This is a genomic window from Mycolicibacterium diernhoferi, assembly GCF_019456655.1.
Classification (GTDB): Bacteria; Actinomycetota; Actinomycetes; order Mycobacteriales; family Mycobacteriaceae; genus Mycobacterium; species Mycobacterium diernhoferi.
The window spans coordinates 894795-911310 of record NZ_CP080332.1; the positions used below are offsets into that span (position 1 = coordinate 894795).

Sequence of the window (16516 nt, forward strand, 5' to 3'; positions counted from 1 at the left end):
TCCACGTGAGAGATGCCGGGGAGTACCACCACGCGCCGCTGAGCAGGCGTCGTGCCCTCACGATCCTGGGTCTCGGTGGTGCCGGCGTCCTGGCCGCCTGTGCCGGGACCGGTCCCGGCGGCAGCGCGCCCGAGGCCGATGAGCCCGCCGCAGCGCCGACCGTCACCCTCCGTCCCGACGACGCCACCGATGGCGTGCTGCCCACCGAGTCGGTCAACGCCACGGTCGGCGACGGCTGGTTCCAGCGGATCGCGCTGACCAACGCCGCCGGCAAGGTCATCGCGGGCAAACTCAACCGCGACCGCACCGAGTTCACCGTCACCGAGCCGCTGGGTTACGGCGGCGAGTACACCTGGTCCGGGTCGGTGGTCGGCCGTGACGGCCAGGCGGTGCCGGTCACCGGCTCGTTCAGCACGGTCAACCCGCAGACCATCGTCAACGGCCGGTTCCAGCTCGCCGATCACCAGACCGTCGGGGTGGCCGCACCGATCATCCTGCAGTTCGACGCCGCCATCGCCGCGGAAGATCGCGCACGCGTGGAGAAGGCCCTGAAGGTCACCACGACACCGGAGGTCGAGGGCGGCTGGGCCTGGTTGCCCGACGAGGCGGGCGGTTCCCGGGTGCACTGGCGGACCCGCGAGTACTACCCGGCGGGCACCACGGTGCACGTCGACGCCGACCTCTACGGGGTGTCGTTCGGGCCCGACGCCTACGGGGCGGCCGACTCGACGCTGGACTTCACCATCGGTAGGCGCCAGGTGGTCAGGGCCGAGGCGTCCAGCCACCGCATCCAGGTGCTCGACGGCGCCGGCGCGGTGTTCATGGACTTCCCGTGCAGCTACGGGGAGGGCGACCTGGACCGCAACGTCACCCGCAGCGGCGTCCACGTGGTCACCGAGAAGTACGAGGACTTCTACATGACCAACCCGGCGGCCGGGTACGCCAACGTGCGGGAACGCTTCGCGGTGCGGATCTCCAACAACGGCGAGTTCATCCACGCCAACCCGGCCAGCTCGGGTGCCCAGGGCAACAGCAATGTCACCAACGGCTGCATCAACCTGTCGCTGGCCGACGCCGAGCAGTACTTCAACACCGCGATATACGGCGACCCTGTCGAGGTCACCGGTACCCGCATCCCACTGTCCTACGCCGACGGGGACATCTGGGACTGGGCCGTCCCGTGGGACGAGTGGAGGGCCATGTCGGCGCTGTCCGGGGAGGAGCCCCCGTCCGACATCCCGGAGTCGGCGCCGGTCACCCCCAGTGATGCGCCGACCCTGTCGGGCACTCCCACCACGACGACGACGCCGGGCCGTTGAGTCGGTCAGGCCTGGCGGTTGATCCGTGACCCGGTCGCACCGGTCACCTGATCGCGCGGGCGGACCACGATGAGGTCCAGGTCGACGTGCGACGGGCGGCTCGCGACGAACCCGATCACCTCGGCGATGTCCTCGGCGACCAGCGGGGTCACCCCCTCGTAGACCTTGTCGGCACGCCCGGCGTCCCCGTCGAAGCGGTTCAGCGAGAAGTCGGTCTTCACCATCCCCGGCGCAACTTCGGTGAGCCGCACCGGCTTTCCGAAGAGTTCGCTGCGCAGCGTGCGGTGCAGGACGCCCTGGGCATGCTTGGCGCTCGTGTATCCCGATCCGTTGTCGTAGACCTCGTGGGCGGCGATCGAGGTGACGGTGACGATCAGGCCGTCGCCGGAATCGATCAGCTTCGGAAGCAGCGCCTTGGTCACGTGCAGGGTGCCCAGCACATTGGCCTCCCACATCCACCGCCAATTCTCGATGTCGGCCTCGGCCACCGACTCCAGGCCGCGGGCCCCGCCGGCGTTGTTGACGAGCACATCCACCCGGTCCAGCTGTTCGGCGAGCGCCGCGACGGCGGCGGGATCAGTGACATCCGCCACAATTGCGGTGCCGTCGATCTCGGTGGCCAGCGCCTCGATGGGCTCCTTGCGCCGGGCCACGCAGATCACCCGAAAACCAAGGCTGGCAAGGGTTTTCGCGGTTGCTTCGCCAATTCCGGCGCTGGCTCCGGTGACTACCGCGACGCGGCGCTGATCTGTTGGGGTGCTCATGGTGTCAACACTAGGCCCGCGCATCCGACCATCGCGCAAGCCCCGATGGTCGTGCTACGTTGACGACGTGTCCCAGATCAGTCAGGCGAGCCGTCTCGCCGTGCGGCGTGCGTGTTGTTGTTGCGCAAACGCCGCCGCGCCCTGCTGACCTGAGGACCTTTCGGTCCCGCTGAGTCGCCCGGTGTGGCAGATGCCCACCCCCTTCCGACTCAGACCAGAGGACCCCCATCGTGAGCACCGCAACCGCCGCCACCCTCCGCCCGACCTCGGCCGCGCACGCCAAGCGCGCCCTGTCCCCGGCAAGCGGGCGGTACCCGCAGGCCCGAAAGCTCAACATCGTCGCCCCGTCGCTGAAGGTCGCCGACGTCGCCGCGGCATCGGTCTTCGGTGCGGCCCGCCAGCGCGGCCCGATCGCACGTGACGCCATCGCCCGGGTCACCGGACTGAGCATCGCCACGGTGAACCGCCAGGTCACCGCCCTGCTCGACGCCGAAGTGCTGCGCGAACGCGCGGATCTCGCGGTGTCCGGGGCGATCGGGCGCCCCCGCGTCCCGGTCGAGGTCAACCACGAGCCGTTCCTGACCCTGGGCCTGCACATCGGCGCCCGGACCACCAGCATCGTGGCCACCGACCTGTTCGGTCGCACCCTCGATGTCGTCGAGACCCCCACCCCGCGCGGCACCCAGAACGCCGCGCTGGCCTCGCTGGCCGGCAGCGCGCGCCGCTACCTGAGTCGCTGGCATCGCCGCCGCCCGCTGTGGGTCGGCGTCGCCGCCGGTGGCGTGGTGGACAGCGCGTCCGGCTACCTCGACCACGCCCGGCTGGGTTGGTCGGAGGCCCCGGTGGGCCCGGTGCTCGCCGAAGCCCTGGGACTGCCGGTGTCGGTGGCCTCCCATGTCGATGCGATGGCCGGTGCGGAGCTGCTGCTCGGTGTGCGTCGTCCCAGCACCCAGACCGGTACCAGCCTCTACGTGTACGCCCGCGAGACCGTCGGCTACGCGCTGTCCATCGGCGGCCGGGTGCACTCGCCGTCCAGCGGGCCCGGCACCATCGCCGCACTCCCGGTGAGCTCCGAACTGCTCGGCGGCACAGGCAAATTGGAGTCGACGGTCAGCGACGAAGCGGTGCTGACCGCGGCCCGCGCGCAGCGCATCATCCCGGCCGACGGACCGGCCTCGACGCTGGCCTCGGTGCTGCGCGCCGCCCGTGGCGGGCACGACGGCGCCCGCGCCCTGCTGGCCGAACGTGCCCGGGTGCTCGGCGAGGCCGTGGCCCTGTTGCGCGACATGCTCAACCCCGACGATCTGGTGGTCGGCGGCCAGGCGTTCACCGAGTACCCCGAGGGCATGGAACTGGTCGAGCAGGCCTTCGCCGCACGGACTGTGCTGGGCCCCCGCGACATCCGGGTGACCGCCTTCGGCAACCGCGTGCAGGAGGCCGGCGCCGGCGTGGTGTCCCTCGGCGGGCTCTACGCCGACCCGATCGCCGCCATGCGTCGTGCCCAGCTGCGGCGCGACACCGGTGTGCTCGGCGCCTCCTGACCCGGCAGGTGTAGACATGACCATGTGCGCGTCGTCCCCGAACCGTCCGGCCTGAACGACACCGCCCGTCGCGTCGCGGTGCTCTCGGTGCATACCTCGCCGCTGGCCCAACCCGGTACCGGTGACGCCGGCGGCATGAATGTCTATGTGCTGCAGACCGCGCTGGAACTTGCCCGGCGCGGCGTCGAGGTCGAGATCTTCACCCGGGCCACGTCCTCGGCGGACGCCCCGCTGGTGCAATTCGCGCCCGGGGTGCTGGTGCGCAACGTGGTCGCCGGCCCGTTCGAGGGACTCGACAAGAACGACCTCCCCACCCAGCTGTGCGCGTTCACCGCGGGCGTGCTGCGGGCCGAAGCCACTCAGGAGCCCGGCTACTACGACATCGTGCACTCGCACTACTGGCTGTCCGGACAGGTCGGCTGGCTGGCCGCCGACCGCTGGGCGGTGCCGCTGGTGCACACCGCACACACCCTGGCCGCGGTGAAGAACGCCGCGCTGGCCGATGGGGACGCCCCCGAGCCCGCGCTGCGCTCGGTCGGCGAACAGCAGGTGGTCGACGAGGCCGACCGGTTGATCGTCAACACCGAAATCGAAGCCCAGCAACTGGTTTCACTGCACAATGCGGACCGGCGCAGTATCGATGTGGTGCATCCGGGGGTCGACCTCGCGGTGTTCACCCCCGGGGACAAGGCGGCCGCCCGCGCCGAACTGGGCATCGACCCACGGGCAAAGGTGGTGGCCTTCATCGGCCGCATCCAGCCGCTCAAGGCACCCGATGTGCTGCTGCAGGCGGTGGCCAAGCTGCCAGACGTGTCGGTTGTCATCGCCGGCGGGCCGTCGGGCAGCGGGCTGGCCGCACCGGACTCGCTGGTTCGGTTGGCCGACGAACTGGGTATCAGTTCGCGCGTGCGGTTCTTGCCACCTCAGTCCCGTGCGGCGCTGGTGAACGTCTACCGCGCCGCCGACATCGTCGCGGTGCCCAGCTATTCGGAATCCTTCGGTCTGGTCGCGGTCGAGGCGCAGGCGTGCGGAACCCCGGTGGTGGCCGCCTCGGTGGGCGGGCTGCCGGTGGCCGTACGCGACGGCGTCAGCGGCAGCCTGGTCGACGGGCACGATCCCGGTGACTGGGCACGGACTATCGACGCGTTGTTCGAGCGGGACCCGGAGACCATGCGCGCCGCGGCGGTGGCGCACGCCGCCACCTTCTCCTGGGCGCACACCGTCGACGCACTGCTGGACAGCTACAGCCACGCCATCACCGACTACCGGGACCGCCATCCGCGCCGGGAACCGGCCGGACGGCGCAACGGGCGGCGTTTCGCCCTGCGCAGAGGGGTTCGTGCATGAGTTCGGGCATCAACCAGGTGGCAGAGGTCATCGAACGGACGCTGCAGGACAACGAGCTCGAATACAGCCACCATCAGGGCACCGGCGGCGGCCTGCCCGGACTCGTGGTGGCCCTGCCGGGGGAGCGCAGGCTCAAGACCAACACCATCCTGAGCATCGGCGAACACTCGGTGCGGGTGGAGGCGTTCGTCTGCCGGCGACCCGACGAGAACTTCGAGGCCGTCTACCGGTTCCTGCTCAAACGCAACCGCAGGCTCTACGGGGTCGCCTACACGCTGGACAATCTCGGCGACATCTATCTGGTGGGCTGGATGGCCAACGGCTCGGTGACCGCCGACGAGATCGACCGGGTGCTCGGCCAGGTGCTCGAGGCCGTCGACGCCGACTTCAACACCTTGCTGGAGTTGGGTTTTCGCTCCTCCATCCAGAAGGAATGGGAGTGGCGGGTGGCCCGCGGCGAGTCGCTGACGAACCTGCAGGCCTTCGAACATCTCATCGGGGATGGGAAGAGCGATCTCGTCGATAAGGACGACGATTCGGGCGCATGAGAAGATCTTCGCCATGGCGAATCTGATCCTGCTGCGTCACGGCGAAAGCCTGTGGAACGAGAAGAACCTGTTCACCGGTTGGGTCGATGTCGACCTGACCGACAAGGGCCGGGCCCAGGCCGTCCGCGGCGGTGAGCTGCTCGCCGAGCAGGGCGTGCTGCCCGACGTGCTGTACACCTCGCTGCTGCGCCGCGCCATCACCACCGCCAACCTGGCGCTGGACGCCGCCGACCGGCACTGGATCCCGGTGCACCGGGACTGGCGGCTCAACGAGCGGCACTACGGCGCCCTGCAGGGCCTGGACAAGTCCGAGACGCTGGCCAAGTACGGCGAGGAGCAGTTCATGGCGTGGCGTCGCAGCTACGACACCCCGCCGCCGCCCATCGAGAAGGGCAGCGAGTACAGCCAGGACACCGATCCGCGCTACGCCGACATCGACGGTGGCCCGCTGACCGAATGCCTCGCCGATGTGGTGGCCCGGTTCGTGCCCTACTTCGAGCAGAACATCGTGCCCGACCTCAAGGCGGGTAAAACGGTGCTCATCGCCGCCCACGGCAACTCACTGCGGGCGCTGGTGAAGTACCTGGACGGCATGTCCGACGCCGACGTCGTGAGCCTGAACATCCCGACCGGGATTCCGCTGCTCTACGAACTGGACGACAACCTCAAGCCGACGGTGGCCGGCGGACGGTACCTGGATCCGGAGGCCGCCGCCGCCGGCGCCGCCGCGGTCGCGGCCCAGGGCACCAAGTAAAAGCCAACACCGGGTGAACCGGGGTGAACAGCGGTCGAACACCTGTCTTTGAACATGTGACTTGTCCCGTTTCGGCCGCTTGCTGCTGGGATGACGTTCACCCGGTGCGTACGATTTTCGCGTGAGCGTCGGTTCCGCGTTGCTGATGGCGGCAGTGCTGGCATTGCTTGCGCTGGGGGTCGGCGTGGCCGCGGGGATGACCCTGTCCGCCCGGCTGGCCGAACGCCGGGCACGCCGGCTGGCGGCCGAGGGGCGCGGCATCACCATCTCCCAGATGCTCAGCCACATCGCCGCGATGTCCCCGATGGGGATCGTGGTGGTCGACGCGTTCCGTGACGTCGTCTACATGAACGACCAGGCCGCCGCGCTCGGGCTGGTCCGGGACCGGCTGCTCGACGACCGCGCCTGGCAGGCCGTGCAGCGGTGCCTGTCCACCGGCGAGGACGTCGAGGTCGACCTGTCACCGCAGAAGCGGCAGCCACCGGGCCGCTCGGGGTTGTCGGTGCGCGGCCACGTGCGGCTGCTGGTCGAGGAGGATCACCAGTTCGCGGTGGTCTTCGTCGGCGACCAGTCCGAGCAGGCGCGTATGGAGGCGACCCGCCGGGACTTCGTCGCCAATGTCAGCCACGAACTGAAGACCCCGGTCGGGGCGATGTCGGTGCTGGCCGAGGCGCTGCTGGCCTCCACCGACGACCCCGAGAACGTCCGGCGGTTCGCCGAGAAGATGGTCGTCGAATCCAACCGGCTGGCCAGCATGATCGGTGAGCTGATCGAGCTGTCCCGGCTGCAGGGCGCCGAACCGCTGCCCCAGCTGGAGTCGGTCGACGTCGACACCGTGGTGGGCGAGGCGCTGTCCCGGTACAAGGTGGCCGCGGACAGCGCCGACATCGCCATCACCACCGATGCGCCGACCGGGTTCCGGGTGCTGGGCGACGAGCGGTTGCTGGTGACCGCCCTGGCCAACCTGGTGTCCAACGCCATCGCCTACTCGCCGAACGGTACGGCGGTGTCGATCAGCCGGCGACGGCGCGGCAACGATGTGGAGATCGCTGTCACCGACCGCGGCATCGGCATCGCCAAAGCCGATCAGGAGCGGGTGTTCGAGCGGTTCTTCCGGGTCGACAAGGCCCGCTCCCGGGCCACCGGCGGCACCGGGCTCGGTCTGGCCATCGTCAAACACGTGGCCGCCAACCACAACGGATCCATCCGGTTATGGAGTCAGCCGGGTACCGGCTCGACGTTCACTCTCTCCATTCCGGCCATTGACGACACTCCCGACGAGGAAGGTAGTGCTGGATGACCAGTGTGTTGATCGTGGAGGACTTTGCGGCGCGCGCGATGAGGGAAGGCACGGCACTGTGATGACCAGTGTGTTGATCGTGGAGGATGAGGAGTCGCTGGCCGACCCCTTGGCGTTTCTGCTGCGCAAGGAGGGGTTCGAGGCCACCGTCGTCTCCGACGGGCCGTCGGCGCTGGCGGAATTCGAACGGTCCGGCGCCGATATCGTGCTGCTGGACCTGATGCTGCCGGGCATGAGCGGCACCGACGTCTGCAAGCAACTGCGCTCGCGATCCAGCGTGCCGGTCATCATGGTCACCGCCCGCGACAGTGAGATCGACAAGGTGGTGGGTCTGGAACTCGGCGCCGACGACTACGTCACCAAGCCCTATTCGGCGCGCGAGCTGATCGCCCGGATCCGGGCGGTGCTGCGCCGCGGCGCCGACACCGAGGACGCCGGCGTCCCGGACGGGGTGCTCGAGGTCGGCCCGGTGCGGATGGACGTGGAGCGTCACGTGGTCAGCGTCAACGGTGAGTCGGTCACCTTGCCGCTCAAGGAGTTCGATCTACTGGAGTACCTGATGCGCAACAGCGGGCGGGTGCTCACCCGCGGTCAGCTGATCGACCGGGTCTGGGGCGCGGACTATGTGGGTGACACCAAAACCCTCGATGTGCACGTCAAGCGACTGCGCTCGAAGATCGAGTCCGACCCGGCCAACCCGGTGCACCTGGTGACCGTGCGCGGGCTGGGCTACAAGCTGGAGGGCTGAGCGGGCTGCGGGGCGCCCACGGTGTCCAGGATCGTCCGCGCCGAGGTCTGCCAGCGGTATCGGGCGGCATTTTCCCGTCCGAGCGTGCGCAGGTCCGCGACCAGGGCCGGATCGGATTCCAGGCGGTCCAGCGCGGCCAACAGGGTCTCCGGGTCGTCGGGGTCGAAGTACACCGCGCCCGCCCCCGCGATCTCGGGCAGCGATGCGGCGGTCGAGGAGAGCACCGGGCAGCCCAGTGACTGCGCCTCCAGCGGCGGCAGCCCGAATCCTTCGTATTTGGACGGGAACACCAGCGCTGCGGCATTGCGGTACAGCCAGGACAATTCGGCATCCGACAACCGGCCCGCGATGACGGCCCGGCCGTGCAGCGGTGCCGCGTCGGAGAACACCTGCTGGCTGCCCGACGCGCCGACCACCACCACCGTGCGTCCGGACTCCGCGACCGCCGTCACCGGAGTGGCCAGGTTCTTGTGCCGGGCCATGGTCCCGACCACCAGGTAGAACGGTTCGGTCAAACCGGCCAGCTCGGGACGGCTGGGTGCGATGCCGACGAGCGTGTCCGCGGCGCAGCCCGCCACCGTGAAGCGCTCGGCCGGGATGCCCAGCACGTCATCGAGTTCGGTTGCGCTGAAATGAGATACCGTCACCAGCCGGTCTGCCAGCCGGCCCAGCAGGAAGTATGAAATGTAGTAGAACCACACGAACGCCCGGCGGAAGGTGCGCGGGTGGCGGAACGGGGTGGCGTCGTGCATGGTCACCAGCTGGCGCCTCTTCAACAACGGTGCCGGCCCGGCGAAGTTGAGCAGCAGTCGTCCCGCCGTCACGGCGGGCAGGTAGATCTGCTCGAACACAACACCTTTCACCGGTGCGGTCCGCACCGTGACGCGCGGGTGGGTCATCCAGTCCGGCACGGTGGCGCCGGCCGGTACATGCACGACAAGGTCGACGGAATCCTCGCCCAGCATGGCGCGCACGATTTCGCCGGCGTAGCGCTGTGTGCCGGTCAGCCGCTGCGCCAACCACTTTCCGTTGACGTGCAGAGTCGTCATCGAGATGCGCCGACCAACGGGCCGTAGAGCTGCTCGAGTGCCTCGGCCTGGTGGCTGTCGGAATTGCGGGACAGCGCCGCCACCGTGTCGCGGCGGGCCCGGTCCAGTCTCTTGACGTCGAGGAGTTCGCCGACCGCCGCGGTCAGGTCCTCGGGCGCGTCGATGATCACCGGCATGTCGACACCGGCCAGGTAGGGACGTCGCCGTGACACCACCGGCATACCCATGCCGGCGGCCTCCATGATCGAGATCGGGAAGCCTTCCCACAATGCGGTGTGCAGGTACAGATCACAGGTCGCCATGATGTCGAGCGCCTCCTGGCGAGGTAGCCATCCGGTCACCTCGACACCCGCCTCGTGCAGCATGTCGATGTACTGGTTCTCGCCGCCGCCGATCCACACCCCTTCGATGTCCGGATGGGAGGCGACCGCCGCGGCGAACGCCCGGGCGAAGAATTCGGGGTCCTTCTGCGGCCCGAGCCGCCCGTTGCCGACGACGCGCAGTCTGCGGTTCTGCCCGGACGGTTCGGCCTTGGGCAGGTCCGGAGGCTGGACGTTGGGGACGGTGACCACCCGCGGTGAGCTGGCCGCCCAGCGCGACAGTCGCGCCTCCCGGGGTGAGCAGGCGCCCACTGCCGTCGTATTGAACGACAGCACCCACTCCAGTGCGCGGAACGCCTGCCGAACCGGCCACGACACGTCCTGCCGCTCGAAGGCGTAGCAGTGCGGGGTGTACAACAGCGGCCGACGGCGCGAGCGGCGGACCGCCATCCGGACGTACCCGCCGGCCTTGCTGGAGTGCGCGTGCACGATGACGACCCCGTCGGCCGCATGTTCCATGCTGCGCAGACGGTCGCGCAGGAACCGGATCCGGGCCACCGTTCCCGCGGGCATCTCGATGGCGGACGTGAATCCGTCGAACTCGGTCGGGGCCACCACGGCCTCCGCACGCAGGCTGTACACGAGGTGATGCTCGGCGTCCGGATAGTTGCGCACGAAGTCCGCGATGGCGGACGCGGTACCGCTGGCGAAGGACTCGGCCACGTGCACCACCATGGGGTTGACGTTCACGCACTTCCTCCTGATCTAGCAGTCCTAGCAAATGCATCTCCGGGCCGCGCTCCGGGTTTGTGATCCCGAACCGCGGCACCCTCGCCGGCGCCACGAGGCGGCCGACTTCGGCCTCATGATTTTTGCTAGCTTTACATAGCGGGGAGAATTCCGCCAGATCAAAGGTCGGTCAACTGGTATTTGACGCTGCTGACATGTGACCAATTCGACCGGCTGGATATTTGCTGCAGCCTCGCTTTGATACGCAGCACGCTGTATGTTCCGTGCAGGCCGGCCGTGGCGCCGGTGGGTGTGAGGTAACGCAGAGGCAAATTCTTGGCTCACCTCGACGGCGAACGGAGCAGGAATGGGTGGCGAGCACATATCCCCAGGTAGGCCGACGTGGTTCGGGCCGCTGGAGACCTCGCTGTTCGGCGTGGTGCACACCCCGGACAACGGGCTGGCCCGTGCCGGGGTGGTCATCTGTCCGCCACTGGGCAAGGAGCACCTCGACTCCTACCGGGGCCTCAAGTTGCTCGCCCAACGGCTGTGCGCCCGTGGCTTCGCGGTACTGCGCTTCGACTACGCCGGAACCGGTGACTCCGCCATCGAGCAGGACGACCCGGCCGCGGTCGCGCGCTACCTGGAGAGCATCCACACGGCGGTCGGCTACCTGCGCGACGCCGGTGTGCCCGACATCGCCCTCGTCGGGTTGCGCGCCGGCGCGTTGTTGGCCGGCCTCGCCGCGGACTCGATCGACGGAGTCGCCGCGCTGGTGCTGTGGGATCCGGTGACCGACGGCCGCCGGTACCTGCGTGAACAACGGGCGTTGTACACGATGACCGTTGGTGACGAGCCCGGCGCGGGACCGACCCAGTCGATTCTCGGCTGCAGTCTGGCGGTGTCTGCGGCCGAGCGGTTCAAGGCGCTCAAACTTCCGACCGCCTTCGACCCCGGGTTGCCGGTGCTCGTCACGGCGCGTCCGGAGCGGGCGGGAGATGCGGCGATCGCCGCATTGGAGGCGGCCCCCAATGTCGCCGTGCGCACGGTCGCCGGGCAGGCCGAATTCGTCGAACCCGCGTCGTTCGTCGTCGAGATCCCGGTTGGTTCGCTCTACGCCATAGCGGCGTGGCTGGACGAGACCCTGACCGCGAGCAGGTGCCACGTCGCACCGGTGGTCCGGACGGCGGCCACCGTTTCTCCCGGGGTCCGGGAAACCCTGGAATTCCTCGGCCCGGACCGGCTCTTTGCGATACGTTCCACCCCAACCGAACTCGCGCCCGACGCGCCGGCTCTGTTGATCCACAACACCGCCTGCGAGCATCGGGTGGGTCCGGGCCGGGTGTGGGTCGAGACGGCTCGGGAACTTGCCGCCACCGGTATGACGGTGCTGCGCTATGACCGTCGGGGTATCGGTGAGACCGGCTACGCCACAACCGACTTCGCCCGACTCCATTCGGGCGGCGCGAAAGCCGATGTGGTGCATGCGATGGACGCGACCGGTGTGCCCGCGGACCGGCTGATGATGGCCGGTGTCTGCTCGGGGGCCTGGGATTCGGCCTACGGGGCGTTGACCCGCGGCGCGCGCTCGGTCGTGATGGTCAACCTGCTGACGTTCTCACTGCGCAAGGTCGAGGTCGGCCCCGAGGAGCTGTCCGGCCCGCAGACCGGCGCGGCCGAGGTGCGGGCCAAGCAGCTGATCCGGCGGTGGCTCCCGTACCGGTTGTGGCTGCTGATCGGCTGGCTGGGTCTCACCGAGGTGCCGGAGATCCTGCTCGCTGCCCTGCACCGGGCCGGGGTTTCGGTGGATCTCGTGTTGTCCCCGGAGGACTTCGCCTGGTTCGACCAGCAGCGGGGCCGGCGTGGGGTCAGACGACTGTCCCGCCGGGGTTGGTCGGAGCGAGTCGTGGCCGCCGACGGCGGCGATCATTCGTTGTTGCAGCGCGGGATTCAGAACTCCACCCGGGAACGTGTGCGCGCTGTCGCAGAGCGCGAGTTCACCCCGCTGCTGCCGGCCCATGCGGACTGGCGGACCGAGAAAGTGGCGTGCAGAGGTAGCCAGTTGTGACCGCTGTCCTGGTCCTGCTGGGGGCTGCGGCCCTGACCGCCGCGCTCTACGCGGTCTACCGGCGCCCGCAGCGCGGACTGCTGCTGGCCGCGCTGCTGGTCCCGTTCCACGGCATGTTGCTGATCGTGCCGAACGGGCAGTCCTTCGTGTGGTGGAAGGAAGCGCTGCTCGCGGTGACCCTGTTGGCCGCGCTGGTCACCCCGTACCGGCGCCCCAACAGCGGGGTATCGATGCCGTGGCTGCCGATCGCGGTGGTGTTCGTCGCCGTCGGTGTGATCTCGGCGTTGCTCACCACCGGTTTCCCGGGTGCGGTCTACCCGGTGAAGATCACCTTCTTCTATCTGGCGGTCGTGCCACTGATCTGCTGGTACGCCCCAATGACCCCACGGGACCGGGACCACCTGGTCACCATCATCATGGCGGTGTCGGTCATCACCGCGGTCTGGGGTCTTGTCCAGCAGTTCGTCGGGCAGGAATTCCTGCACGAACTCGGCTACGAATACAACACCGCGCTGCGCACCAGTGGTTCGTTCATGCGCAGCTTCAGCACCTTCGTCCAGCCCTTTCCGTTCGGCCTGTACGTCGCCATGGCGGTACTCGTCGGCGGCGCCGTCGCACTGTCCGACCCGGGCCGGCTGCGCAACCGGGTCTTCCTGCTGTTGATCCCGGTCCAGTTGGCGGGCATGGGCATGTCGATCGTGCGGGCCGCCTATCTCGCGGTCATCGTCGGTGTGCTGTGGCTCATCGTGCACAGGTACCGTCACCTGGTCGTCGGCGTGGTGCTGGCCGCGTTGGCAGGCGGGATGGCCTTGGTCTACATCCCGGGGCAGTACGTCCAGAGCCTGTTCTCCTCGTCCAGCCTGGGGCAGCGCACCAGCGGGTGGTCCAAGATCTGGGATGCGGTGATGACCAATCCCTTCGGTGCGGGGCTGGGCAGCACCGGCTCGGCGGCGGAGAAGTTGGAAACCGCCACCCAGAACACGCCGACCGCCTACCTGGCGATGTTGCAGAACCTCAACCCGGAACTGGCCTACCAGCCGGACAACTACTACGTGAAGGTCCTGATCGAGCTGGGGCCCATCGGCCTGTGGGCGTTCGTGACCCTGCTTGTGGTGGTGCTGGTTTCGACGTTGCGGGCGTCGCGGTACACCCGGGGCGTGGATTCGGCCTTCTGTCTGGGTGTGAGCGCGTCGATCGTCGGGGCCTGTCTCGCGTCGATGGTGAGCACCTACTTCGAGATCTTCCCGATGGACTTCTACTTCTGGCTGCTGATCTCGGCGGTCGGGTGCGCCGTGGTGCAGACCCCGGCGGGCACCGAGCGGTGGAACGCCGAGGAGTCCGATGAGTTGGTGGCGGCCTGATGGACAGTCACCGCGAGGGCGCCGTGCTGCAGGACAAGCCGACCGCACCGTCCGACCATGCCGCCGCCGCCGGACGGAACACCCTGGCGCTGTTGTTGAGTCGCCTGGCCATCTCCGTGATGGGTTGGGCCGGTACGGTCCTGATCGCGCGCCTGCTGTCCCCGACGGACTGGGGTGTGTTCTCCTTCGTCTTCGGTCTGCTCGGCATGATGTCGATCATCACCGACCTCGGTGTCGGCCGCGTGGTACTGGCCCGGTTGCTCGACGAGGACTCCGATCCCGAGACGTTCGCGAGTTCGTTCGTCGCACTGAGAGCCGTGCTCGGACTACTCGGCTACGGCATCGCGGTCGGCTACGTCGTCCTGATGGGGTACTCCGGCGATGTCATCCGGGCCACCGCCATCGCCGGGCTGGTGGTGGTGATCGCCACCCCCAGCAATGCGCTGTCGGTGCTCTACCAGAGCCGGATGAAAATGGTGACGGTGGCGACCGCCGAGGCGCTCGCACAGCTGCTCCAGCTCGGGCTGACCATCCTGGCCGCGACCACCCATCCCGGATTGTTGATCTTCATCCTGCCGGCCATCGCCAACGAGATCTTCTCCGGCGTCTGGAAATTGGTCGGGGTGCGCCGCGGCTCGGTCGGCCCACGGATCACCCGCAGGCCGAGGCTTCGGCACTGGCGGGAAATGCTCGTCGAGGCGATCCCGCTGAGCATCGGGCTGGGCATGATGACGCTGCTGTCCAAGGTGGACGTGCTCATGCTGGGCAAGCTCGACGAGTTCGATTCGGTGGGGCTCTACAGCGTCGCCTACAAGTTCGCCGATGTGATGTCCTACGCCGTGGTCGCGATCCTGACCCCGGTCGCCACGCTGCTGGTGGCGGCCTGGCCGCTCCTGCACAGCGAGTTCCGCAGACACGTGCGCACCGCAGCGATCACGGTCGCGGTTCTCACATCTGTTGCCGCGTTGGGAATGTGGGCTTCCGGCCGGGAGATAGTGGCATTGCTGTACGGGCAGCGCTTCGGGGAGAGCGCCGATGCGGCCTGGATGTTATTGGTCGGTGCCGTGTTCGCCGCACTGACCCAGGTCGTCCTGGTCGCGCTGATCTCGGCGGGGCGGCATCGGGTCTACCCGTGGGTGGCCTTCGGTGCGCTGCTACTCAACATCGTCCTCAACATCGTTCTGATACCGCACTTCTCGTACAACGGCGCCGCGGCAGCCACCGTTCTCACCGAGGTTCTGATGTTCGTGGCGATGTGGGTCCTGGCCGCGCGTACGCTGCCCGTCGACCGGCTGTTACCGGCCGGGAAGCTGGCGCTGATCGCGGTCATCACGGTGGCCGTCAGCGCGGCCACCTGGGCACTGGACGGCCAGGTGCCCTGGCTGGTGAACGCCGTCTGCGCAGTCGTGTTGTTCCTGGCCGGAGCGTTTTTGACCCGCGTCCTGGACTGGCGACTGTTGACCAAGCTGCGACCGAGGAAGGCGGTATGAGTGTGGCCCCGATCGTCTTCGTGAACCGGGCCGGGCGGTTCTCCGGCGCCGAGGTGGTCCTGCTCAAGCTGGTGCAGGCCGCCTGCGCGCGCGGGGAGAACGTACGGGTCGTCTGCCCGAACGGGCCACTGGCGGACCGCCTGCCGCGATCGGTGGAGCACTTCGAGATCGACGAACTCGATCTCGGTGGTTCCTCGGGCCCCGCGCGGCTCCGGGCGGCGGGCACCCTCGTTCGCCGCTGGGTCCGGGCCGCCGTGGTGATCCGGCGCGCGGCGGACACTGCCGGCCCGATCATCGTCAACTCGCTGCTTGCGTTGCCCGCGGTACGACTGGCCCGGCTCCCGCAGCGTGCGTCCTGGCTGGTCCACGACACGGTGCACGAAGCCAAACAGCGGGCGATGATCCGGATCGGCAAGCCCGCGATCCGGCGCGCCTTCGCGGTGTCGCCTCCGACGGCGGCGCCGGTGCGGGCGCTCGGACTCGCCGTGGAGGTCGCGCCGCTCGGCGTCGACATCCCCGACACCTGCGCCACGCGCGGCGGGCGGCCGCCGGTGGTGGGCATCATGGCTCTGCTGACGCCGTGGAAGGGGCACCGCGTGCTGCTCCGCGCGCTGGCCGACGTTCCCGGCGTGCACTGTGAGATCGCCGGCACCGCAATCGAAGCCGACGCGGAGTACGCCGCGGAACTGCGGCGGCTGTCCGAGACCCCGGAGCTGTCCGGCCGGGTGCGCTTCCTCGGGCACGTCGACGCGGTGACCACCATGGCGACCTGGGATGTTCTGGTCAATGCCAGCACCTCCCCGGAAGCCAGTCCGGTGTCGGTACTGGAGGCCATGAGTGTGGGCCTGCCGGTCATCGCCACCGATCACGGCGGATCCTCGTGGCTGTTGCGGGACGGCGCGGGAATGCTGGTACCCGTGGCCGACGTCGCTGCGCTGGCCGAGACGGTCACTTGGGCGGTGGACAATCCGGAATCGGTGACCGAGATGGTCGACGTTGCGCGCCAACGGATCGCGGACGTACACGACGCCAGGACCGCCTATCCGGCCATGCTGGATGCGCTGCTGGATCAGGCGGGGGATCGGCTGTAGTGCGTGTGCAACGTGGCGTGGTCCTGGCTTCAACCCTGACCATGGCCCTCAGCGTCACCGGGTGTGCGCGCCTCGCGCCGTCCGACG

At 68.8% G+C, this 16516-nt stretch carries 14 protein-coding genes; 11 read left to right on the forward strand and 3 right to left on the reverse strand.

From position 1 onward, the window contains the following. The first annotated feature begins 5 nt into the window (after positions 1-5). Entirely contained in the window at positions 6-1319 is a 1314-nt protein-coding gene (locus K0O62_RS04230) for a L,D-transpeptidase (protein ID WP_073857149.1), read from the forward strand. 5 nt (positions 1320-1324) lie between these two features. Here K0O62_RS04230 and K0O62_RS04235 read toward each other — a convergent pair whose 3' ends face one another. Then, the gene (locus K0O62_RS04235) at positions 1325-2083 is read right to left on the reverse strand and encodes an SDR family oxidoreductase (protein ID WP_073857148.1); all 759 of its coding nucleotides are present in this window, start codon (positions 2081-2083) and stop codon (positions 1325-1327) included. Between the two features lie 230 nt (positions 2084-2313). Here K0O62_RS04235 and K0O62_RS04240 point away from each other — a divergent pair, with 230 nt between their 5' ends. The 6 genes from K0O62_RS04240 to regX all read left to right on the forward strand — a co-directional run bounded on the left by K0O62_RS04240 (position 2314) and on the right by regX (position 8321). Then, positions 2314-3624 carry an ROK family protein gene (locus K0O62_RS04240; protein WP_073857147.1) on the forward strand — a complete coding sequence of 437 codons (1311 nt, stop codon included), beginning with the start codon at positions 2314-2316 and terminating at the stop codon, positions 3622-3624. Positions 3625-3648: 24 nt separating this feature from the next. Next, a complete protein-coding gene (gene mshA / locus K0O62_RS04245; RefSeq protein ID WP_073857146.1) occupies positions 3649-4971 on the forward strand; it encodes a D-inositol-3-phosphate glycosyltransferase in 1323 nt (440 codons plus the stop codon). Continuing rightward, positions 4968-5519, forward strand: coding sequence for a type III secretion system chaperone family protein (locus K0O62_RS04250; RefSeq protein ID WP_073857145.1), 552 nt, complete (start codon positions 4968-4970; stop codon positions 5517-5519). Before mshA ends, K0O62_RS04250 begins: the two co-directional genes overlap by 4 nt. A gap of 13 nt (positions 5520-5532) precedes the next feature. Then, positions 5533-6273 (forward strand): phosphoglyceromutase, encoded by a 741-nt coding sequence (locus tag K0O62_RS04255; protein ID WP_073857144.1) that lies wholly within the window; start codon positions 5533-5535, stop codon positions 6271-6273. A gap of 121 nt (positions 6274-6394) precedes the next feature. Further along, positions 6395-7573, forward strand: a complete 1179-nt coding sequence (locus tag K0O62_RS04260) for a sensor histidine kinase (RefSeq protein WP_073857143.1) — start codon at positions 6395-6397, stop codon at positions 7571-7573. 61 nt (positions 7574-7634) lie between these two features. Beyond that, on the forward strand, positions 7635-8321 hold the full coding sequence (gene regX, locus K0O62_RS04265) for a two-component sensory transduction protein RegX (protein ID WP_073857142.1): 687 nt from the start codon (positions 7635-7637) through the stop codon (positions 8319-8321). On the opposite strand, the gene K0O62_RS04270 is transcribed toward regX, so the two are convergent. After that, positions 8303-9370, reverse strand: a complete 1068-nt coding sequence (locus tag K0O62_RS04270; RefSeq protein WP_073857141.1) for a glycosyltransferase family 4 protein — start codon at positions 9368-9370, stop codon at positions 8303-8305. The two genes, regX and K0O62_RS04270, sit on opposite strands and share 19 nt — an antisense overlap. Beyond that, on the reverse strand, positions 9367-10440 hold the full coding sequence (locus K0O62_RS04275; protein WP_234800150.1) for a glycosyltransferase family 4 protein: 1074 nt from the start codon (positions 10438-10440) through the stop codon (positions 9367-9369). The genes K0O62_RS04270 and K0O62_RS04275 overlap by 4 nt, the downstream gene beginning before the upstream one ends. 346 nt (positions 10441-10786) lie before the next feature. Between K0O62_RS04275 and K0O62_RS04280 the strand changes: the two genes are divergently transcribed. The 4 genes from K0O62_RS04280 to K0O62_RS04295 are packed head-to-tail and all read left to right on the forward strand — an operon-like array spanning position 10787 to position 16429. Then, on the forward strand, positions 10787-12487 hold the full coding sequence (locus K0O62_RS04280; RefSeq protein ID WP_073857140.1) for an alpha/beta hydrolase family protein: 1701 nt from the start codon (positions 10787-10789) through the stop codon (positions 12485-12487). Then, positions 12484-13848: an O-antigen ligase family protein gene (locus K0O62_RS04285; RefSeq protein ID WP_079244784.1), complete on the forward strand. Its 1365-nt coding sequence runs from the start codon at positions 12484-12486 to the stop codon at positions 13846-13848. Before K0O62_RS04280 ends, K0O62_RS04285 begins: the two co-directional genes overlap by 4 nt. Further along, on the forward strand, positions 13848-15338 hold the full coding sequence (locus K0O62_RS04290) for a flippase (protein ID WP_073857139.1): 1491 nt from the start codon (positions 13848-13850) through the stop codon (positions 15336-15338). Before K0O62_RS04285 ends, K0O62_RS04290 begins: the two co-directional genes overlap by 1 nt. After that, positions 15335-16429, forward strand: coding sequence for a glycosyltransferase family 4 protein (locus K0O62_RS04295; RefSeq protein ID WP_073857138.1), 1095 nt, complete (start codon positions 15335-15337; stop codon positions 16427-16429). Before K0O62_RS04290 ends, K0O62_RS04295 begins: the two co-directional genes overlap by 4 nt. Positions 16430-16516: the final 87 nt, after the last annotated feature.